This window comes from Roseovarius sp. MBR-6 (assembly GCF_040547525.1).
Classification (GTDB): domain Bacteria; phylum Pseudomonadota; class Alphaproteobacteria; order Rhodobacterales; family Rhodobacteraceae; genus Roseovarius.
In genome coordinates this window covers 1-19727 of sequence record NZ_JBEPPW010000013.1, presented here as the reverse complement: position 1 = coordinate 19727, position 19727 = coordinate 1, and the positions used below count along the sequence as shown (strand labels likewise).

Annotated in this window: 13 protein-coding genes; 5 read left to right on the top strand and 8 right to left on the bottom strand. The window is 64.4% G+C overall.

Annotated features, from left to right (window positions below; all coding sequences use genetic code 11):
- Positions 1-108: 108 nt before the first annotated feature.
- The 4 genes from ABIE57_RS14775 to ABIE57_RS14760 form a co-directional block, all read right to left on the bottom strand.
- Positions 109-1362: an MFS transporter gene (locus ABIE57_RS14775; protein ID WP_354539803.1), complete on the bottom strand. Its 1254-nt coding sequence runs from the start codon at positions 1360-1362 to the stop codon at positions 109-111.
- Complete coding sequence (locus ABIE57_RS14770) at positions 1355-4417, bottom strand: efflux RND transporter permease subunit (RefSeq protein WP_354539802.1); 3063 nt, start codon at positions 4415-4417, stop codon at positions 1355-1357. Before ABIE57_RS14770 ends, ABIE57_RS14775 begins: the two co-directional genes overlap by 8 nt.
- Positions 4414-5523: an efflux RND transporter periplasmic adaptor subunit gene (locus ABIE57_RS14765; protein WP_354539801.1), complete on the bottom strand. Its 1110-nt coding sequence runs from the start codon at positions 5521-5523 to the stop codon at positions 4414-4416. The genes ABIE57_RS14770 and ABIE57_RS14765 overlap by 4 nt, the downstream gene beginning before the upstream one ends.
- A gap of 73 nt (positions 5524-5596) precedes the next feature.
- Positions 5597-7126 carry an AbgT family transporter gene (locus ABIE57_RS14760; protein ID WP_354539800.1) on the bottom strand — a complete coding sequence of 510 codons (1530 nt, stop codon included), beginning with the start codon at positions 7124-7126 and terminating at the stop codon, positions 5597-5599.
- A gap of 397 nt (positions 7127-7523) precedes the next feature.
- Between ABIE57_RS14760 and ABIE57_RS14755 the strand changes: the two genes are divergently transcribed.
- From ABIE57_RS14755 to ABIE57_RS14745, 3 genes are all read left to right on the top strand, one after another.
- Positions 7524-9329 carry an SLC13 family permease gene (locus tag ABIE57_RS14755; protein ID WP_354539799.1) on the top strand — a complete coding sequence of 602 codons (1806 nt, stop codon included), beginning with the start codon at positions 7524-7526 and terminating at the stop codon, positions 9327-9329.
- Positions 9330-9411: 82 nt separating this feature from the next.
- Positions 9412-10788, top strand: a complete 1377-nt coding sequence (locus tag ABIE57_RS14750; RefSeq protein WP_354539798.1) for a M20/M25/M40 family metallo-hydrolase — start codon at positions 9412-9414, stop codon at positions 10786-10788.
- A 249-nt stretch (positions 10789-11037) separates the two neighbouring features.
- Positions 11038-12201 (top strand): ATP-binding protein, encoded by a 1164-nt coding sequence (locus ABIE57_RS14745; protein WP_354539797.1) that lies wholly within the window; start codon positions 11038-11040, stop codon positions 12199-12201.
- A gap of 165 nt (positions 12202-12366) precedes the next feature.
- On the opposite strand, the gene ABIE57_RS14740 is transcribed toward ABIE57_RS14745, so the two are convergent.
- From ABIE57_RS14740 to ABIE57_RS14725, 4 genes are all read right to left on the bottom strand, one after another.
- A complete protein-coding gene (locus ABIE57_RS14740) occupies positions 12367-13164 on the bottom strand; it encodes a metallophosphoesterase (RefSeq protein ID WP_354539796.1) in 798 nt (265 codons plus the stop codon).
- Positions 13165-13334: 170 nt separating this feature from the next.
- Positions 13335-13706, bottom strand: a complete 372-nt coding sequence (locus ABIE57_RS14735; protein WP_354539795.1) for a DUF4870 family protein — start codon at positions 13704-13706, stop codon at positions 13335-13337.
- 242 nt (positions 13707-13948) lie between these two features.
- The gene (locus tag ABIE57_RS14730) at positions 13949-15391 is read right to left on the bottom strand and encodes a type IV secretory system conjugative DNA transfer family protein (RefSeq protein WP_354539794.1); all 1443 of its coding nucleotides are present in this window, start codon (positions 15389-15391) and stop codon (positions 13949-13951) included.
- Positions 15384-16073, bottom strand: coding sequence for a hypothetical protein (locus ABIE57_RS14725; protein ID WP_354539793.1), 690 nt, complete (start codon positions 16071-16073; stop codon positions 15384-15386). Before ABIE57_RS14725 ends, ABIE57_RS14730 begins: the two co-directional genes overlap by 8 nt.
- Positions 16074-16101: 28 nt before the next feature.
- Between ABIE57_RS14725 and ABIE57_RS14720 the strand changes: the two genes are divergently transcribed.
- Together ABIE57_RS14720 and ABIE57_RS14715 are read left to right on the top strand one after the other, a co-directional pair.
- A complete protein-coding gene (locus tag ABIE57_RS14720) occupies positions 16102-18447 on the top strand; it encodes a CHAT domain-containing protein (protein WP_354539792.1) in 2346 nt (781 codons plus the stop codon).
- Between the two features lie 92 nt (positions 18448-18539).
- The gene (locus tag ABIE57_RS14715) at positions 18540-19457 is read left to right on the top strand and encodes a hypothetical protein (RefSeq protein ID WP_354539791.1); all 918 of its coding nucleotides are present in this window, start codon (positions 18540-18542) and stop codon (positions 19455-19457) included.
- The last annotated feature ends 270 nt before the right edge of the window (positions 19458-19727 follow it).

Here is a 19727-nt window from a genome sequence, read left to right as displayed (position 1 = left end):
TCGGGCGGGTGCCAAGCTGTTTTATGGCGCACCATCTCATCACCGTAATCAAATTCGAACTTGAATAACGGGTTTCTCGTGCAGAAACTCCGGAAAGGCATGTCGCGCTCATTCGCGCGCCAATTGACTGGGCCAGAGGCGGATGAACGCGAGCGTGGCCGCCGCGCACAGCACTGCAAGGATCGCGAATGTCGCTCCCATGCCCAACTCGGCACCAAGCCAGCCCGCCAAAGAATAAGCCACCAACAGGCAGCCGCTTGCGATCGACATCTGCGCCGCGATCAGCCCCAGAAGGTCGGATGGGCGCGCCAGCCTGCGGATCAGGAAGATCGCCGGAGTGAGGGCCAGCGATACCCCGACCCCCAGAAACGCCCAGAGAACAAGAAGCCCCGGAAGGCTTGATTGCAGGGTCCCTGCGGCAAGCCCGACACAAAGGATCACCAGCCCCGCCAGCATGATCGAGCGGTCGCGGTAGCGCTTGTGCAGCAAGGGCAGCACCACCGCCGCCAACACGGCACCAAGCCCGAAGGCACCGAAGGCGAGCGCGCTGCCGTCACGCGCCAGCCCGAAATCTCCCTGAACCAGAACGACCGTGTTCACCTGCACCATGGCCGCCGCAAACGCGACCGCCAGATCAAGCGCCACCACCGCGCGGAAGAGCGGCACCGCGAAGAAAAGCGCCGGGCCGCGTGTCACACGGCGCAACACCCGTTCGTGCGTGTTGTCACGCGGGGTGGGCGGCGGCAGATGGGCCGCCCTGATCAAAAGGGCCGACAGGAGGAAGGCCGCCGCCGTCACCGCAAGGGCGGCCTTGGGGGCCAGCACCAGCAAGAGCCCCGCCGCCACGAGCGGGCTGAGCGGTCCTTCCAGTTCGGCGGCGATCCGGGACCGCGACAGCGAGCGGGTATAATCCTCCTCGGTGCCCAAGAGATAGGGCACGACGGCCATGTAAACGAAGGAGAACGTGCCCGAGGCCAGCGCAAAGACGAACACCAGCGCGTAGATATGCCAGATTTCGGTGATCAGCACCAGAAGCAGCAGACAGGCCGCGCGGATCAGGTCGAGCGCAATCAGCACCGCCTTGCGCGGCAACTGCTCCAGCAGCACGGTGACGACCGGGGCCGCAAGGACATAGGCAAGCATCTTGAGCGACAGCGCGGTGCCGATCACCGCCCCCGAATAGTCCCCCGCGAGATCAAACGCCAGCAGCGCCAGCGCGACCGTGGCAGCGCCGGTCGCCACCAGCGCCAGCACATAGCCCGCGAAAAGCCGGTAATAGCTGCGCTTGTCGCTGACCCCGGTCCAGGCGATGCCGGGCTCCTCCCCGGTGTCGTAGACCGGACCGGGGCCAAGCTCAGGCATCGTCGGGCGCGCGCCCGGCCACGGCGTCGCGGTGCAGCATGGTGTAGACCGTCGGCAGGAAGACGAGCGTCAGAAGCGTTGCCACCAGCAGGCCGCCCATGGTGGCAAAGGCCATCGGCCCCCAGAACAGGGTCGGTGCAATCGGCATCAGGCCCAGCACCGTCGACAGCGCGGTCAGAAGCAGCGGCCGGAACCGGTTGGACGCGGCCCGGACCACCGCTTCGCGCACCGGGGTGCCCTGCGCCCGCTCTTCCGAGATCTGGGTCAGCAGGATGACCGCGTTCTTGGCGATCATGCCATTCAGCGCCAGAATTCCCAATATGGCAACAAACCCGAGTGGACGCCCAAAGAGCAAGAGCGCCGCCACGACGCCGATCAAGCCCAATGGCAACAGGATCATCACCAACCCCATGTCGCGGAAATCGCGCAACTGGATCATCAAGAGCGTGACCATCAAGAAGATCATGACCGGGATCACGGCAAAGACCGAGGCCTGGCTTTCGGCGCTTTCGGCAACCGTGCCTGCAACAATCACCTCGTAGCCCGGCGCGAGTTGCGCATCGAAGGCCGCTATCTCGCCCCCCAGCCGCTCGACCACCGCTTCGGGCGACACGCCGGGTGCGGTATCGGCCAGAACGGTCAGCGTGGGCAGGCGGTCACGTCGCCACAAGAGCGGCTGTTCCTGATCATAGGAGAAGATGGCGAACTGTCCCAGGGCGACCGTGCGCCCGCCGGGGGCTGGCACCTGCAACGTGGCCAGCCGGTCGATCGACACGCGGTCCCTCTCGTCGGCGCGCGCCACGATCGGAATGAGATAGATATCGTCGCGCAACTGCGACACGGGCGTTCCCGTCACCGCCGTGTTGAGCACCGAGGCCACCTGCGCGCTGGTCATGCCAAGCCGCCGCACCCGGTCCTGATCGACCTCGATGCGGATCTGGCGGGCCGGCTCGATCCAGTCGAAATGCACATCACGCGTGTCCGGGTCTGCCGCGATCACACCGGCCAGTTCCATCGCGCGGACGCGCACCGCCTCAAGGTCGGGGCCGCTGACCCGATACTGGATCGGCCAGCCCACGGGGGGGCCAAGCTCAAGCGGGCTGATCCGGCTGATCGCCTCGGGGAAGGTTTCGGTCAGCCAGACCTTCAGCGACACTTCAAGCCGCGCGCGCGCCTCCAGGTCCTTGCTCATGACAACGATCTGGGCCTGGTTGTCACTGGGCGGCTGGATGTCGAGCGGCAGATAGAAGCGGATGACGTTGCGCCCGACATAGGAGGTGATGCTCTCGGCGTCGCCCGTCGCCTCGATAAAGGCCTCGATCTGCTTTGCCGCTGCCTCGCTGGCAAAAATGGAGCTGGAGCGCGGCAGTTGCAAATCGACGATCAACTCACCCCGGTCGGAGGCCGGAAAGAACTGCCGATCCACCCGGCCGAGACCGACAAAGGCCGTGGCAAGCAGCGCCGCCGTGATCGCCAGCGTGACCCATCGCGCACGGATCGCCACGCCCACCACGGTCACGTAGGTGCGCATGATGGCACCGGGCTTGGCCTCTTCCTGCGATCCGGCGGGGGGTTTGAGCAGAATGGCCCCGATCAACGGCGCGAAGAGCACCGCCACGAACCACGACGCAATCAGCGCGATCCCCACCACGTAGAACAGAGAGATCGTGTATTCGCCCGCCGAACTCTGGGCAAAGCCCACCGGCACGAACCCTGCAATCGTGATAAGCGTGCCGATCATCATCGGCGCGGCAAGGGTGCCATAAGCGAATGTCGCGGCCTTCTCGATCGTATCGCCGGCCGCAAGGCGGCGCAGCATGGCGTCTATGGTAGTCATCGCGTCATCCACCAGAAGCCCGAGCGCGATGATCAGCGCCCCAAGCGAGATGCGGTGCAGGTCGATGGAAAACGCCTGCATGACGACGAACACGATGGCCAGCGTCAGCGGAATCGCAATGGCCACCACGGCACCGGGACGCGCCCCCAGCGACACGAAGCTGACCGCAAGGATGATCAAAACGGCCTGAACCAGCGATGTGGTGAACTCTCCGATTGCCTGATCGACGACCTCTGCCTGATTGGAGACCATGATCGCGTCGATCCCGAGCGGCAGATCAACGACGATCCGCTCCATCGCCCGCGTGACCTGCGCGCCAAGCTCGAGGATGTCGCCGCCTTCGGCCATCGAAATGGCCAGCGCGATGGCAGGCTTGCCGTTGACCCTCAGCATCGGCTGTGGCGGATCGACCAATGTGCGCCGCACAGTGGCGATATCGCCCAGCCGGAGCATCCGCCCGTTCGCAACCAGCGACACCTCAAGCAGATCGGCCTCGGTCTCGAAAGAGCCGGAAACGCGGATGGCGACGTTTTCCTCGCCGGTTGTCACCACACCGGCTGGACGCACCACGTTCTGCGCCGCAATCGCGCCGAAGATCTGGCTATAGTCCAGCCCCATGGCGGCCACGCGGTCGGGCAGGAATTCAAGCATGATCCGCTCGTCCTGCACCCCGATCCATTCGATCTTCTTGATGCCGTCCACCTGCCGCAAGAGGCCCGTGCGGACACTATCGACATGGTCGCGCAAGTCGCGCTCGCTGAACCCGTCCGCGGTAAAGGCATAGATGATGCCGAACACATCGCCGAATTCATCGTTGAAGAACGGCCCCAACGCCCCTTCGGGCAGGGTGTGGCGAATATCGCCGATGCCGTTGCGCACCTCCTGCCAGACCTCGGGCACGCGGTCGGGCGGGAAATCATTGGTCAGATCGACAAAGACCGTGGTCAGACCGGGCCGCGTGATCGACCGCAGCGAGTCGAGGCCCGTCGTCTCCTCCAGCCGCCGCTCCAGCCGGTCGGTAAGCTGGGACTGGGTTTCCTCGATCGTGGCGCCCGGCCAGACCGCCGTGACCAGCATCGTCTTGATGGTGAAGGGCGGGTCTTCGTCGCGCCCGAGATTGAAGAAGGCAAAAGCACCCGCGATCACCGCCACGATCATCATGTAGACGGTCAGTTGCCGGTTCTTCAGCGCCCATTCCGACAGGTTCGGGCCGATCATTGCGGCAACCGCACGGCCTGACCGGGCAGCAGGGCCTGAACCCCGGCGGTCACCACCAGATCACCGGGCGCAAGCCCGTCGAGCACCGAAACAGAGGCAGGCAGGAAGCGACCGACCACGATATCGCGCAGGCTGACCGTCTGGGTTGCGGGGTCAACCACCCAGACCGCCGGCCCGGTTTCGCTGCGCGTCAGGGCCGAGGCGGGCACCTCGATCATGGTCACGTCACCGAATATCGCCGTGCCCGTCACCGTCGAGCCGAGCCGCAACTCGGCGGGCGGGTCGATCAGCCCGACACGCACCCGAAAGGTGCCGGTCATCGCATCGGCGCGCGGGGACACCTCGCGCACGCGGCCTTGCGCGCGCACCGTCGGGGATTGCGACAGCGCCACCGTTACCTCGGGATCGGCGGGCGAGGATTCCAGCACGGCGGCGGGCACGTCGAACACGGCGTCGATGCCACCATCCCGCGCCACCTGCACGATCATGCGGCCCGGCTGCACCACCTCGCCCGGCTCGGCACCGATGGCGGTGACAACGCCCGGCGCGTCGGCCAGCAGGTGGGTATCGTTCAACCGACGTTTGGCGATGAGATACTGCGCCCGCGCGGCATCAAGCTGGGCGGTGGCGTTGGTCAGCGTCGTCTCAGCGCGGTCGAAGGCCGCACGCGCGGCAAAGCCCCGGTCATAAAGCTGGCGCTGGCGGTCGAAATTGATCCGTGCCTCGTTTTCCTGACCTTCGGCGGCAATCATGCTGGCCTCTGCCGCACGCAATCCGTTTTCCTCGTCGGACGGGTCCAGCTTTGCGACAAGCTGTCCGGCCTCCACATGATCGCCAACACCGACCAGCCGCTCCTCGACCCGCCCGCCGATGCGAAAGCCCAGATCGGCCTGCACCTGGCTTTCGATCACCCCCGCGAGCGTTACCGTATCGCCAAAGCTGCGCTCCGTGATCGTCACGGTGCGCACCGGGCGGGGCGAAACCTCGGCCTCTGTCTGCTCTTCCTCGGGCAGGCAGGCGGTAACCGCCATCAGCACCGCCGTGGCGAGCATCAACCGAACCGGCGCAAGGTATCGACCTCGACGCGTCTCTTGCAGCGGTAACATGCGAACATCACTCCGATCAGTCTCAGGGGTGGTCTCGGTCAGCGTTATCAGAAAACGTATGGCCGCGCCCTGTTCAGGAGGGGCCGAGCGGAATGCCGAACGAATACCATGCCAGCAGGAACAGCGTCCAGATCACCAGGAGCACCACCGTATAGGGCAGCATCAACGCGATGATCGTGCCCATGCCCGCGTCTTTCTGGTATTTCTGTGCAAATCCGACCATGACCGCCAGATAGACGTTGAGCGGGGTGATCACGTTCATCGGGCTGTCGCCCACACGATAGGTGGCAAGCACAAGATCCGGATCACCACCAAGACGCATGAAGAGCGGGATGAAGACCGGCGCGAGGATCGCCCATTTCGCCAGCGCGCCAGTCAGGATTATGTCGATGATCGCCACGACCACGACGAAGAGGACGATATAGGCATGCGCCCCGAGCGGTGCCGTGCTCAGCAGATCGGCCAGATTGACCGCGATGATGGTGGCAAGGTTGGTGAAGTTGAAGAAGGCGATGAAATTCGCGATGACGAACAGCAGAAAGATCATCCCTGCGAGATTGCCCCAGGTCTTGACCACAAGACCGATACCTGCGGTCACGCTGGCGATGGTCCCGGCCCCACGACCATAGGCATAGCCGACCACGAGGAAAAAGAGGCTGATCAGCACGATCAGGCCGCTCATGAAGGGCGATCCGGCCATGATCCCGCCGGTCTCCTGATTTCGCAGGATGCTGAACGGCAGCGGCGGCGCGGTCAGCAGCGCAATTACCACGATAAAGCCGAGCGCGGCGCGGCCGGCGAATTTCAGCCCGCGCGATTCTATCGCGGAAAGCTCGACCCCGCCCTCGACCGGCACGCCCCCGGTGTAGGGCCCGAGGCGCGGCTCGACAAACCGCTCGGTCAGAACCGTGACCACGATCCCCATGAAAATGGACGAGCCAATCATGAAGAAGAGGTTGCCCACATCCGAGATCCGCGCGTTGGGATTGACCGTTTGAATGGCGTCATTGGTGACAGCCACCAGAAGCGCATCGGTGGGCGTAACGAAGACGTTGACCAGAAAGACCGCAGCCACCCCGGCGAAGGCCGCCGCGAGCCCCGCCAGCGGGTGCCGACCCATGCTGTGAAAGGCCGCGGCCCCCAGCGGCACGAGCACCAGATAGCCCGCGTCTGCCGCAATCGACGACATCACGCCGACCATCACGATGATGAATGTGAACAGCCGCGCAGGCGCTACCGCGACGATCTTGCGCACCATGGTGGCGATGAGGCCGGATTCCTCGGCCAGGCCAACGCCGATCATGGCGACGAGAATGACACCCACCCCGGCGAAACCGAGAAAATTCGCCACCGGCGTCGTGAGCATGAAGCGGATGCCGTCAGGCGACAGCAGGCTGCGCACCGTCGTTGTCTGCTCGACGATATCGCTGGTTGCGTAGTCATAGCCTTCGTATGTGACGGATGTTCCCAAAGCGCCGAAGATCGCCGAGAAAAAAATCACAAGCCCGATGAGCCAGAAAAAGATGATCGCGGGATGCGGAACCTTGTTACCGAACCGTTCGATCGTCCCGAGAAACCCGGACATGCCTTGAGCTTCCGCCATGATCAATTCCTTCCCTCGTTACGTTCCAGAAAAATATCGGCGTGTTAGATTACCTTGCCCGGTAGTTGCATTTACCGGAAATAGAGCCTTGACCATACAACGAAGAGCACATCAGCGCTTCACGCAAAGCCGGATTGCTTCAAGTGAAAAAAATTTAAACGCGAAGCAGTCTCCGCACGCAAACCATGCAAACATTACATTTCCGGTTTACACCAGAAACCGTTGCTTTCAAGAACAAAGTGACGCTCTTTTTGAGCTTACGTTAGGGCAACATTTCGTGCTTTACTGGCGTCTCCAAGCAACTATTCTAAGCCACGAATCAGACCGTTTATTCGGTCTATTTCAAAAATTGCATATTTCATTGACCGCGCCCGACTGAGCGGCTTGGGGACCAAAGATGAGTGACATCTGGATCGTTTTTGCGATCATCGGGGCGCTTGTCGTCCTGTTCATCTGGGATCGCCTTCCCGTAATCGCCGTCTGCGTGGGCGCGGCGCTTGCCTTGTGGGCGACGGGGATCCTCACGATAAATCAATCGCTTTCGGGTTTTGGCGACCCGGCGGTGATTTTCATCGCCTCGCTGTTCGTGGTCTCTGCCGGGCTTGAAGTGTCCGGCGTGACCGCCTGGGCGGGGCAGATCCTCATCAAGCAGGCGGGCACAAGCCGGCCACGGCTGATCATGCTGATGATGGGCTTTGTCGGCCTTCTGTCCGGCCTGATCAGCGTCAACGGGGCCGTGGCCGCGCTTCTGCCCGTGGTGATCGTGATGGCGATCCGGCTGGGGCAATCGCCGTCGCAACTGCTCATGCCGCTGGTCTTCGGGGCGCATGCCGGCTCCAAGATGATGCTCACGGGTAGCCCGGTCAACGTGCTGATCGTCGAGGCGGCGGCCGATGCCGGAGAGCGCGGCTTCAGTTATTTCGAGTTTGCGCTGGCGGGCATTCCGCTGGCGATTGGCGGTATCGCGATTGTCGTGTTCTTTGGCGAAAAGCTGCTGCCGCACCGCACCAGCGAGACATTGCCCCCCGATCTCAGCCGCCACGCCATGACGCTGGTCGAACAGTTCCGCCTTGAAAGCGAGGTTCACCAGCTTCGGGTGCGGGAAAGCTCGCCGCTTGTGGGCACCGCGCGCAATGATGTGGGGCAAGCGACAAACGGCAGCCTCAGCTTCGTGACACTCAAGGACGCGGGCGGCCAACCGATCCGGACGAACACGGTAGAGGCGGGCAATATTCTTGTGTTCAAGGGCTCCGCTGAATCCATCGCGGCCTTTGCGACCGAGAACGACCTCGCCCTGCGCGAGGACGTGCCCGAGGGCGGCGTGCGCGACCAGCTTTTCAACCGCGACTCGGGTCTTGCCGAAGTGCTTGTGCCGCCCCGTTCGCCGCTGATCGGGCAACGCTTCTTCCCCGGCATGGTCACCGAGAGCGGCGACCTGATCGTGCTGGCGATCCAGCGTGGCGGGGCCGACCTGCCGCCGAACGAACCGCTGGGGGCTGGCGATACCATGCTGCTGCAAGGCACCTGGAGCGCGCTTGACCGCCGTTTGAACCCTGCCGAGGTGTTGGTTGTCAACTCTCCCGATCTGGTGCGCCGTCAGGCGGTGCCGATGGGTGCGGGTGCGAAAACCGTTCTCGCCGCACTTGCCATCATGGTTTTTCTGCTGGCAACGGGGCTTGTGCCGCCTGCCGTCGCGGGCCTCATCGCCGCCGGTATCGTGCTGATTTCCGGGGTGTTGACCGTCGACGGGGTTTACAAGGCGATCAACTGGACAACCGTCATCCTCGTGGGCGCGCTCACGCCGCTCTCCATCGCCATGCAGCAGACCGGCGCGGCCAACATGTTGGCCGAGAAACTGGTCAACGTGGTCGGCGACGCGGGGCCCTACGCCCTTCTGGCCGGTCTGTTCGTGTTTTCCGCCGTGATGAGCCAAGTGATCTCGAACACCGCCACATCGCTGATCGTCATCCCGATTTCGGTGGTGACGGCGCAACAGATGGGCATATCGGTGCAACCCGTGCTGATGTGCGTGGGCATCGCCTGTGCGGCGGCCTTCATAACGCCGGTTGCCACCCCCACGAACCTGATGGTGATGGAGCCGGGCGCCTACAAGTTTGGTGATTACTGGAAACTCGGCCTGCCGATGATGATCTGGTTTTTCATCATCTCGGTGTTTCTCGTGCCGGTCATCTGGCCGTTCTGATTGCCCGGCGCGCGCATCCCCGTGCGCCGGTTTTCTGCCTCGACCATCCGGTCGATCGAAATTCAACTGAACAGGTGCTGCCATGTCCGATCTTGATAAAGTCCTTGCCCATATCGACGCCGATTTCGACAATGCGCTCGACCGGCTGTTCCAGACGGTGCGGCTCAAATCCATCTCGACCGATCCCGCCTATGCCGGGGAAACCCGCGCCTGCGCCGAATGGCATTCCGACGATCTCGCCTCGATGGGCTTCGTCTCGGAGGTGCGCGAGACGCCGGGCCACCCGATTGTTCTGGCCAAGAACCACGCGGCAGAGGGCACCAAGGTCCTGTTCTACGGGCATTACGACGTCCAACCGGCCGATCCACTGGAGTTGTGGGAGGGTGACCCGTTCGAGCCGGTCATCGCCACCCTGCCCGATGGCAGCAAGGAAATCCGCGGACGCGGGGCCTCGGACGACAAGGGGCAGCTCATGACCTTTGTCGAGGCGTGCCGCGCCTGGCAGGCCGTGACCGGCAGCCTGCCCATCCCGATCACCATCCTGCTCGAGGGCGAGGAGGAATCCGGTGGCGTGAACCTGCCCGGCTTCCTCGAGGCCGCGAAGGACGAGCTTCAGGCCGATGTGGCGATGATCTGCGACACCAACATGTGGGACAAGCAAACGCCCGCCATTACCACCAGCCTGCGCGGCCTCTGCGCCGAGGAGATCTTCATCCACGCCGCCGACCGCGACCTGCATTCGGGCTTCTACGGCTCGGCGGCGGCCAATCCCAACCACATCCTTGCCCGCATCCTCGCCGACCTGCGCGATGACGAGGGCCGCATCACGATCCCCGGCTTCTACGAGGGCGTGCCCGAACTGCCCGACGCGTTGCGCAAAAGCTGGGACAAGCTCGGGTTTTCCGAAAAGGAATTTCTGGGCGAGGTCGGCCTTGCGATCCCGGCAGGGGAAAAGGGCCGCAGCGTTCTGGAACAGACCTGGTCGCGCCCGACCTGCGAGGTCAACGGGATGCATGGCGGCTATACCGGCGACGGGTTCAAGACCGTCATTCCCGCCGTCGCCTCGGCCAAGATCAGCTTCCGCCTTGTGTTCGAGCAGGATCCGCACAAGATCCGCGCCGCGTTCCGCGACTTCGTCAAGGCCCGCGTGCCCGCCGATTGCCGGGTCGAGTTCTCCGATTTCGGCTCGGGTCGCGCGGCCTCCTTCGACGTCGGCGCGCCCGCCTTCCAGCAGACGCAGCAGGCCATGAGCGACGAATGGGGCAAGGACGCGGCCTTTGTCGGCGGCGGCGGCTCGATCCCGGTCACCACGATGATCAAGGAAAAGCTGGGCATGGATGTCGTCATGGCCGGTTTCGCCCTGTCGGACGACCGTATTCACAGCCCCAACGAGAAATACAGCCTGACGAGCTTTCACAAGGGCATCCGCTCCTGGGCGCGCGTGCTTGCGCGGCTTTGACGCAGGGAGCGGGCAAGACTTGGGGGTCCTGCGGCCCTGTGGTAAGAGGTGGTCCTGCTTTTTCGACCAGAATGCATCCCGGTTAAGGTGGATCAGGGTTTTACATCAGGCTGCCATTCTCACGGGGTCGGTTTCGCTTGCATGGACCTCGTCGGCAAGGATGCTGCCGGAGCGGGCCGAGAGACTGGGGTTACTCGATTGAGCACAATAACCTTGCAAATCCTCCATGGTATGGAGTAATTGCAAGGTATGTACCAACGCCAGACCACACAGACCGTGCAATCCGCGCTCGACGCTCAAGCGGCTGTTGTCCTCTTGGGGCCCCGGCAGGTTGGCAAGACCACACTTGCCCTTGAGATAGCCGAACAACGCCCATCTGTGTACCTCGATCTGGAACGCGACGCCGATCGGCAAGTCCTGACAGAGCCCGATCTTTATCTGGATGAGCAAGTCGGCAAGCTCGTTATCCTGGATGAGGTTCAGCAGATGCCGGACCTGTTCAAGAACCTCCGTGGGCAGATCGACATGCGGCGGCGCAAGGGTGCCCGCACGGGGCAGTTCCTGTTGCTGGGGTCGGCATCGAATGTGCTGCTGCATCAATCGGCCGAGTCCCTTGCCGGACGTGTTCGCTATATCGAGATGCCGCCTCTCCTGCTGGATGAGGTCGGCGAGGACAGGTTGAACGACCTGTGGCTGAGAGGCGGTTTTCCGGACAGCTTTCAGGCGGACAGCGACCGCGACAGCCTAGCCTGGCGAGAAGATTTTCTGCGCACTTACCTCGAACGCGATATCCCGGCCCTCGGGCCGCGCATCCCGGCGGCCACGCTGCGCCGCTTCTGGACGATGCTGGCGCACGCACAGGGCGGCCTGCTGAATGCGAGTGCCCTGGCTGAAGGTCTGGGCGTCTCGGGCCAGACGGTGGGACGTTACCTCGACCTGCTCGTCGATCTCATGTTGGTGCGGCGCCTGCAGCCCTGGCACGAGAATGCGGGCAAGCGCCTCGTCAAGTCGCCAAAGGTTTTTGTTAGGGACAGCGGCCTCGTCCATGCCTTGCTTGGCCTCGGCTCAACGGAAAGTCTGCTGGGGCACCCGGTGGTCGGAGGGAGCTGGGAAGGGTTCTGCATCGAAACCTTGATCGCCGCCGCGCCCACGGGGACCGAGCCCTACTTCTACCGGACAGCGGCGGGGGCCGAGCTTGACCTTGTCCTGCGGATCCCTGGAGACGAGATCTGGGCAATCGAGATCAAGCGCACCACTGCGCCCAAGGTGTCGCGTGGTTTCCACCTGGCGGTTGATGACATCAAAGCGGACCGGAAGATCCTGGTCTATGCCGGTGAACGGGAGGTTCCGGCAGGTGACGGTCTGCGCGCAATGCCTTTGGTCGCGGCCCTGGGCCAGTTGCGCAATCTGTAACGTTCAACGCCGGCCCAAGACATGTCACGACGCTGCACCTATTCTAACCCAGCCAAGAACAGACTCACGCTCCCCTTGCAGACAGGATCACTGCGCTTGCCCGATCTGTGGCCCTGTCGCGAAAGTCCAAGCGCGTGGAGTTCCCTCAGAGCGCGCCTCGCCTCATCACAGGTCGAGGACAAGCGCGGCCAGATGCCCGGCGATCTGATCGGTTCTTCCGGCCCATTCGCTGGGGTATCCGAGCGAGACGTTGCGCACATCGGTCCTGCCGATCCGGGCGGTTTGTTCGCGGTGGGTGTGGCCAAAGAGCCAGGCCTTGGGCTTGTGGCGGGACATGGTCGCCGTCAGGTCCGAGCCATAGGCGGCATCCATGTCCTGCGCGGGCGACGGGGGGATCGGGGCGTGATGGGTAACGACGATGGTTTCCCCGGCAAAGGGCGTGGCCAGCGCCGCTTCAAGCCATGCCAGATCCGCGCGATGCAAGGCCACCGTATCCGCCGGTGTCAGCTTGCGGAACCCGCCGCGCGCCACGCGGACAAGCCTGTAGTCGTTCATCACGTTCTCGGCCCGCGCCGTGTTGACATGATAATCCCCGCCCAGCCTCATATCGGTCCAGAGCGTGCAACACAGCAGGCGGTGCCCGCCACAGATCACCGTCTCGCGTTGGGCATAGTGGACACCGGCCGCAGCACAAAGCGCGATCAGCTTGTCCTCGCGGTCGATCTTTTCGTTGTAAGGGTCGTGGTTGCCGGGAAAGACATGCAGCCGGGTCGGCTCCAGCTTTTGGGCGAACCAGTCAAAGACCCGGGGCCAGCGGACAGAGGCCTTGTTGGTGATATCACCGGCAAGGATCACCAGATCGAGCGCCGCCCAGAAATCGCCAGGCACCCCGGCGAAAGGGTCCATCCCCGCCGCGCGCCAGTGGTCCCAGTGAAGATCGGCAAGAATGAGGGCGCGGGGCAAGGGATCACCTTTTTGTTACAACCGGAGGTCAGGGCTGCGGCGGGTCCGGGTCGTCGACCATACTCCCGGTTTCGTTCAAACGCCCGCATTGTGCAACGCGCGGGAGATTGCAGGCCGTCAATCCCGGCCTGACACTCTCCCGCGCCCGGCAGGTTCGCGCCGGTCCTTGCTCAGCGCGCCACAAAGCCCATGGCACCGACGCTGGTGATCGGCTCATCGCGCAACGCGAGGATAATTCCGGAGATGAGCCGCACCAGCACCCAAACCAGGGCAAGTAGGCCCACGGGGATAGCGATCATGATCCCGACGACGGTCGCAGAGGCCACAATGCAGATCACGCTCAGGACCAGACCCACCCAGAAGGTTCGAATCTGAAAGTTGAAATGGCTGTCCGCGATTGCGTCGGTGCCCCGTGCCACATAGGCATAGATCACACCGGCAAGGGTTGGCAGAACAGGAATGAAGAATCCCGCGCCCATCAGGCCGTAGATGATCTTGGCGGGCATCAGGTTTACCGCAGGGGTGAAGGAAGGGCTGGTCATTTGAGGGTTCCTTTGTTGAGCGAGCGTTGACGTCAGTTCCAAGTCAGTCCCGGCCAGACGCGGGCCAATTGCGCAACCGCCCCAAGGCGACGTTCCTTTCGCGATTGGCCGCAACGGGGGTTGCCGGATCAGGATGGCTTTGGCCGGTAGAGGCCGGAGCTCCGTGTGACTGTTTTGCCCCAAGACGCGTGCCCGGCACTTTCGCTCGCTTGCGCTGCCTTTCTGGCGCATTCGAATTCCGCTCAGAGCGGCACCTGTTCGTCCGGCCCGGGGCCTGTTTCGATCACCGGCCCGAAAAGGCGGCGCAGGGCTTCGTCCAGTTTCAGCGCCTCGGGGTCTGGCGTCACGTCCGCATGAGGTTTGCGGCGGGGCCGGGCGGGCGGCAAGGGTGCGGGTTTCGGCGCGGGTCGTTCGATCGGGCCTGCGCCCGCGGCGTGGAACGGGTTCGGTCTGGCGCGGGCCCTGAAGATGGGGTCGCTGCGGTAATCCCGGGTCTGGGCGCGCATCAGGACGCCGGCGGCCTGGCACAGGCGCTGCCCGGCCAGGGGATCAAGATCGCCGTCGCGCAGTCCCAGAAACCGTTCCAGATCGCGCATTGCAGCGGGCCCGGTCTGGCCGAAGGCGGTGATCAGCCGGGCGTTGTTGCGCAGGCTTTGCCAATCGTCGGGATAGGTTGCGATCATCTGCGCCGGGTCCTGCCAGAAGCTGGCGCATTGGACCCCGTAGCCGCGCATCAAGGTCATCAGCGTCACCAGCGCCTCAAGCCTGCCAAGCTGTGCCGCCTCGTCGATCACGAACAAGGTGGGGCGCGACGGTGCCCTTGCCCGCCGCGTCATGGCCTGGATTGCCGCACCAAACCAGAGGCGCACAAGGCGCCCGTGGCTACGCAACATATGCGGCGGCAGCACGAAGTAGATGGTCATCGGCCGCCCCTCGACCAGATCGGCCAGCGCAAAGCTTGAGGGGCCAAGGGCCGCCTGCACCGGCCTGCTGCGCAGGATGTCGACCGCCTCCATCACGAAATGCAGCAGACCGCCCAGCGTCTCGGGCGCGCCAAGGTCGATCAACCCGGCAACCTGTGCCGCCTCTGGCAGGGCAGAGGTGCGCAGCCAGGTGTCTTGCCCCGGTGCCAGCCGATCACAAAGCGCCACCAGTTCCGCAACGCTGGCCCGCCCGGTATCACCTGCGTTGGCGGCGGCTTGCAGGATGGCCGCACTCAGAACTTGCCGCGCCTGATTGAGCCAGAAGGCGTTGCGGGGATCGCCGCGATCCATCAGCAGGCAATCGGCCAGCGCGCGCGCCTCGTCAAGGGCATCGGCGCGTTGCAGGTCGATCAGGTCAAACGGGTTGAACCGGGCCGTTGGCAGGCCCGTCACCGACATCGGGTCAATCACGAAAACCCGGTGCCCGCGGTCGCGCCGCCAGTCTGCCGTGACATGGGCGGCCTCGCCCTTGGGGTCAAAGACGATGGCGGGGCCTTCATGGCTCAGCAGCAACGGGATGATCGATGTCGTGCCCTTGCCGGCACCGGTGGGCGCAAAGGTCAGAGCATGATCCTCGGGGCCCATCACGACGCTTTGATCGGGCTGCGGGCGGTGGTCCATACCGAATCCGACCGGCGCGACATCTTGCAGCGGCCTGGCCCAGCCCAGATCCAGCCCGGTTGTCTGCCGTGCCTCAACCATCGCCCAGCCCCTCCGCCCGGTAAAGCCAGCCGTTCGGCCCGCGCAACAGGTGCGGCATCGGCAGGTCGCAGATCGGGGTATCCTCGATCATCTCGAAACGGCCGGTTGGCAACAATTGCAGGATCGACCGGAACAACTGCGGCCCGTAGGCCAGCGTGATTTCAAAAGGCCCGTCGGATGCACCGTCAACGGGGCGCACTGCAAAGTCGATCTGCTCGACTGCCTGACGCTGGTCGTCGCCAAGTTTGTAAAGGCAGCCAAGGTCGGCCGCAGAGTTGCAGGGCCAGAAGATCCAGCTTTCGGTCGCCAGCGTCGCACAGAACACCCGCGCAAAGTCGATCCGGTCATCAAGGGGGGGCATGCCCCGCCCGATGATTCTGGCCTGCATCGGGTGGCTCAGAAATTCGATATGCCGATCAAGGATGACAAGCCTGGCATCCTGCCAAAGATAGCTTGCCAGCGCCGGGCCGTCCGGCGTTTCAATCAGGGCTTCCAGCAGGATCAGCCCGTCGACCATCGGCAGGGTGGTGGCGCGCAGCCGTTCAACCTGCGGGGGCGTGATCACGATATCGTGCGACAGGCTGGCAATATGATCGCTCAGTTGCCCGAACAGCGATTTTTCCTCGATTTCGCGGCAGTGCTCGGGCATCGTGGCGGGGCGACTCCAGGGGCTTGGGGGCATGACGATCTCCTTTGCTCCAGTGTCGCCGATGATCAGACCCCGCCCCTTGCGCCCCCTTTCGGAGCCTTTCGCCGTGACGGAAACCGTGCCCCTTTTCGCGGCAGAGCTGCACCACGACCTGCTTGTCCAGATGGCGGGCGCGCGGAATCGCGGCGAACTCACGCCCGCGCGCGTGCATGAGTGGCACGACAGACTGCGCCGGCACACGGCGGGGGCCATTGATGCGCCCGACCGCCTCGATCACGATCTGCGCGAATTGCGGCGCTATCTGTGCTCGATGGCGATTGACATGCGGATGCTGGGCCTTGCCCGGTCGCTGCTGGCCCAATCCCGGCCGCCCGATATGCAAGACCCGCCACGGCAAGACCTGCCCCCCGCCAGCGATGACGAGCGGGTGCGCTGGCTGAACCTGCGCGGCATGCTCCTGGATGCCAGCGGCGCGCTGGATGCTGCCCGCGATGCCTTTGCCGAAGCGGGTGAGCATTACGTGCGCCAGCAAGACCCTCACCCGCATCGGTTTGCCGTGCTTACCAATGCCGTCCAGTCGGCTTATGAGCTGGGCGATGACCGCCGTGGTGCCCGCCTTCTGGCCGAGGCCGGGCGTATCGCCGACCGGTTTGCGCCCTCGGACGACATCGCCTTTGACATGGCTGCCGCGCGCCTCTATCCGGCGCTTTTTTCCGGGGATGCCGGGGCTTTCGCCAGCGGCTTGCCCGAGGTGGAACGGCTGGCACAGGCCACGCGCCCGGCGATGCTGCCCGCCATCCGCCGGTTCGCGGCGCTGTCCTGGCTGCAACTGGGCGATCTTGACCGGGCGCTGAGCGCCCTGCCCGCGCAACCGTCGCCAACCGATCTGCGCGCGGAACAGGTGCCCGACACGCTGGTGCGCCTGCAGGTGCAGTTTGCGGCGGGCCGGGTCGCGCCGGAGCTTGCGAACCTCGGGTTGCAGCTTTTGGGCCATCCCGAAAGCACTGAACACGACTGGGCGCTGTGCGGGGCGCTGGCACAGGCGCTGTTCGTGCAGGGCAGGGTCGGGGCCGCCACGCTCATGGCCACCTTGTTCCTGCGTGCGCTGGATACGATGGTGGAAACCCTGCCGCAACGGCGCGGCGTGGGGAACCAAAAGCGCCAGTCGATCCTCGGCGTGTTCGATGCGCTGCAACGGGCTCTGGTCAGCGCCAACTACCTGCGGGCCGCCGAGGATCTGTCGGCCCTGCATCAATCGCTTCTTCATGGGTGCGCGGTGCCGAAAGGGGCCTTTGCCAACTGGGCCCCATCGGCCGAGCTGGCCAGCGCCGCCGATACCGCCCGCAGCATGCAGGCGGCCGCGCGCGCCGGACAGGCGGCAGCGGACGCCTTCGCCGCCTTCGTCAGCGCGCAGGAGCTTGGCCAAATCGCAACCGCCACGGTGTCGCCCGGACAGGCGCGGGCGGATTTGCGGCTTGGCTTCCTTCTGGACGGCGGGCGGTTGATGCGGCTGGTCTTTACAGGTGCGGCGTGCACCGCAACGGCCGTGGCCATGCCGCTGTCGGTTCTCGCTGATCACGCGCAAAGGCTGCACCGGGCCATGCGGCAGAAACGCGATGCGCCCGAAAGCCGCGCGGCCCTTGGGGCGGTGCTGCTTGATCCTGTAGCCACCCGGATCGCGGCTGCCCCGGGGATCGAGATCGCCCCATTCGGCCCAGTTGCGGCCCTGCCCTTCGCGGCGCTTCCCGTCAACGGTCTGCCGCTGGGGGCCGGGCGCGCGGTCACGATCCGGGCGGGCACCCGCCCCGCCCCGGCCGAGGCCTCAGACCGCAGCCCGGGCACCGCACTTCGGGTGGCTTTCGCGCTTGGCGCGCGCGATCAGGCCCTGTCCGCCCCGGCCACCGAGGCGCAGGAAATTGCGGCCCTGCATGCGCAAGACCCCGGGCCGCTGGCCGAATTCAACCGGGCCAGCCTGATGGCTCTTCTGGCCGACCGCCCCCGCATCCTTCATATCGGCGCACATTTCCGCATGGTCGAACACGACCTTGGGGCGTCCGAACTGATCGGCGCGGGCGGCGAGGCCATTGCGCTGCGCCAGATCTTCAACCGGTCGCTTGACCTTGGCGCGACCGATCTTGTGTTTCTGGCGGGCTGTGACAGCGTCGGGCTGTCGGGCATGGACAGCTTTGCCAGCCACCTGATCGCCCTTGGCGCGCGCCATGTGATCGCGGCGCTCTGGCCGGTGGATGATCTGGCCACGCAGGCGCTTTCCGTGGCCACCCATGCCGCCCTTGCGCGCGGCCTGCCCCCGCCAGAGGCGCTGGCGCTGGCGCAAGACCAGATGCGCACCGATCCGCGTTACGGCGCGCCGCATCACTGGGCCGCCTTTCAATGCTATCGCGGCTGATCCCCCATGCCCCGCGCAAGCCAGCGCAAGGAAACGAAAGCCGATGCCCCCCACGCCATGCCATAATTGCCCCAAACCGACAGGAGGCGCAGATGACCACCCCGACGCAACATGACCCCGACCCGACAGGCATGGCCGATTTCGACTGGCAACTGAACATGATCTGGGAAGTGCTGGGCGGCACGATCCCGCAAAAGGATCTGTCGAATGTCGCGGTGGCAAAGATGCTGGAACTGCGCTCTGCCGCAGGCATCACGCAGCGGCGCAACGGGTCGGCGCAGTTGAAACCGTCCGAGGCCAGCGCCATCATCAAGGGCTACAAGCTGCACCTGAACCAGCTGGACGCCTCGCTGTTCGATCTGCGCGACCCGGTCCTGTTCCGCGCCGAATTGCGCAAGCACGGGGCCGGCGTCTATGCCCAGGCCGGCGCCAGACGGCTGGTGCAGATGCTGAACCGCGCCCTTGTGACGGAGGGGTTGGGCATAACCCTGCAACGGGGGGCCGGGCGGCGCGGCATCGGCTATGGCCCGCCGCAAACCCCCCCGATGATGAAACTGCACCCGGGCGAACAAATCGGCCTGTCCATCACCGCCCAGGCGGGCCGCCATGTCGCCGTGATCCAGCTTGTCCATGGCAGCCCCGATCTGATCGAGACGCTGGCCCCCAGCGCGATCCACCCCGACACGCTGGTCGAGGCCGGCACTGACGGCAAGGGCCGTCTGGTCCTGCCGCGCGACCGCACCGACTCGCTGATCGTTCAGGGCGACCCGGGCCTGTTCCGCCTGATGCTGATCGAGGCCGAGGAGGAACTGGTGAACCTGTTCGCCTGTGGCGAGGTCGACGCCCTTGGCCAGCGCGGCCTTGCGGGCATGAGCGACGACGACGACCCCGGATTGACACCGCCCCGGCTGGGCGATCAGGATATCGGCAGGATCATCGCTTGGCTGGAGGAAAACCCAAAGGCAAGTTTGAGGACGGCCGAGGCGGAGTTTCTGGTGGTGGTGGGGTGAGGATAATGTTCTTGGAAATTAAATTGAAACCGGTAACCGGGCTATAAATGATGCCTGAAAGAGAAACGATGAAAGACAAAATTCGCGATTCCGCACGATTGGCGTTTCTGTCGATCCTCAGGACAGCGTTCTTAGCTGCGGCATATATGCAGTGGATTTTCATCGTAGTTTTTTCCTGTCTGACGTCAGCACCCATGGGACAGTTTAGGCATATTGCGGAACGGAGGGTTTCCGGCTCATCGTAGCCTTCATGGAGCGAAGATGAGCAAG